This window comes from Roseateles sp. (assembly GCF_036404855.1).
GTDB lineage: Bacteria > Pseudomonadota > Gammaproteobacteria > Burkholderiales > Burkholderiaceae_C > Pelomonas.
Window position 1 is genome coordinate 1 of record NZ_DASWYS010000135.1, and the last position, 1,599, is coordinate 1,599.

2 protein-coding genes are annotated in these 1,599 nt (G+C 69.8%); both read right to left on the reverse strand.

The window, feature by feature from the left end; translation table 11 throughout:
* Positions 1-98: 98 nt before the first annotated feature.
* Positions 99-878: a glucose 1-dehydrogenase gene (locus VGF12_RS09195; protein WP_331175738.1), complete on the reverse strand. Its 780-nt coding sequence runs from the start codon at positions 876-878 to the stop codon at positions 99-101.
* A gap of 28 nt (positions 879-906) precedes the next feature.
* The coding region (locus VGF12_RS09200) for an SDR family oxidoreductase (RefSeq protein ID WP_331175739.1) at positions 907-1,599 on the reverse strand (693 nt) is incomplete at its 5' end.

Consider the following 1,599-nt stretch of genomic DNA (forward strand, 5'->3'; position numbering starts at 1 on the left):
GGCGACCGCAGGGCTCGCGGTCGCCAGCAAGCTGGCTCCTACAGGTGGACCATCGATTTCGCGTAGGAGCGGCCAACGGCCGCTCCTACGAACCCGGATCAGACGCCGGGGGCTCCCGGGAATCCCACGTAGTACGTCCCCGTCAGCATGCCGCCATCCACCGCGATCTCGGCACCGCAGAGATACGACGAATCGTCGCTGGCCAGGAACAGCGAGGCACGCGCCACTTCCACCGGCTCGCCGACCCGCTGCAGCGGCACGAAGGTGTAGCGCTTGTTGACTTCTTCCTTGGCCTCGGCATACGGGTTGCCCATGGCGGTGTCGATGCCGCCCGGGTGCACCGAGTTCACGCGCACGCCCTTGTGGCCGTACTCCATCGCCGCGGCGCGGGTCAGGCCGCGGATGCCCCACTTGCTGGAGCAATAGGCGCCCAGGCCGTTGGCACCCTTCATGCCGTCGGTGGACGAGATGTTGACGATGGCGCCGCGGCCCTGCGCGATCATGCGCGCGCCCACGTGCTTCACGCCCAGGAAGCTGCCGACCAGGTTGATGTCGATGACGCGCTCGAAGTCGGCCTTGCTGGTTTCCTGGATCGTGCGGAACAGCAGCACGCCGGCATTGTTGACCAGCACGCTGGGCTCGCCGTAGGTCTTCACCGTCTGCTCGATCAGGTTCTGCCAGCTGGCCTCGTCGCTGACGTCGTGGCGCACGAACAGGGCGTTCGGCCCCAGCTCCTGCGCCAGCTTGCGGCCCTCGTCCTCCAGCAGGTCGGCGATCACCACCTGGGCTCCTTCCTGCGCGAACAGGCGCGAGGTTGCGCCGCCCATGCCGCGGGCGCCGCCCGTGACGATCGCCACCTTGCCTTGCAGTCGGGACATCGGTCTTCTCCTCTCGTAGGTTTGTTGTTTATGCGAAGTTGGCCAGCGACAGTGCGTCGCCGATCACCGTGCGTCCATCCAGTGCGTGCAGCGGGCTCTGCGCCAGCTGCAGCATCGTGCGGCTGTTGGTCACCAGCCCGTTGTAGCGTCCGGCGACCAGCAGCCAGGCCGCCTCCGCCATCATCTCCAGCGGTTCCACCCAATGCGGGTTGGTGGCGCCGACCTGGCGCGCCACCGCCTCGGCACTCTCGCTGAGCGCGATCTTCACCGGCAGCAGCGCGTTGGCGGTGATGCCGCTGCCATGCAGTTCGGCGGCCAGGCCCAGGGTGTAGCGCTCCAGCGCGGCCTTGGCGGCGCCGTAGACCGCCAGGCCGTGCACCAGCTTGGCGGGGCCGGGGTAGGGGATCGGCGGCTGCTGCGCCATCTCGCTGCTGAGATTGACGATACGGCCCCAGCCGGCCGCCTTCATGGCCGGCAGTGCCTGCTGGCAGAGGTCCACCGGGGCGTGGAAGTTGATCTCGAAGCCGGCCTGCCGCGCCGCCAGGTCGATGCGGCTGGGCGGGGCATAGGCCGGGTTGGCCGCAGCATTGTTCACCAGCACCGTCACCGGCCCGAAGGGCCTGGCGGCCTCCCCCAGCAGGCTGGCGCGGGCCCCGGCGTCGGCCAGGTCGGCCGCCACCGCGGCGGCACGGCCCCCGGCGGCGCGGACCAGGGCCACGGT

Excerpts from the sequence above, each read along its gene's own strand:
- VGF12_RS09195 (WP_331175738.1), bottom strand. The coding sequence starts at position 878 with ATGTCCCGACTGCAAGGCAAGGTGGCGATCGTCACGGGCGGCGCCCGC.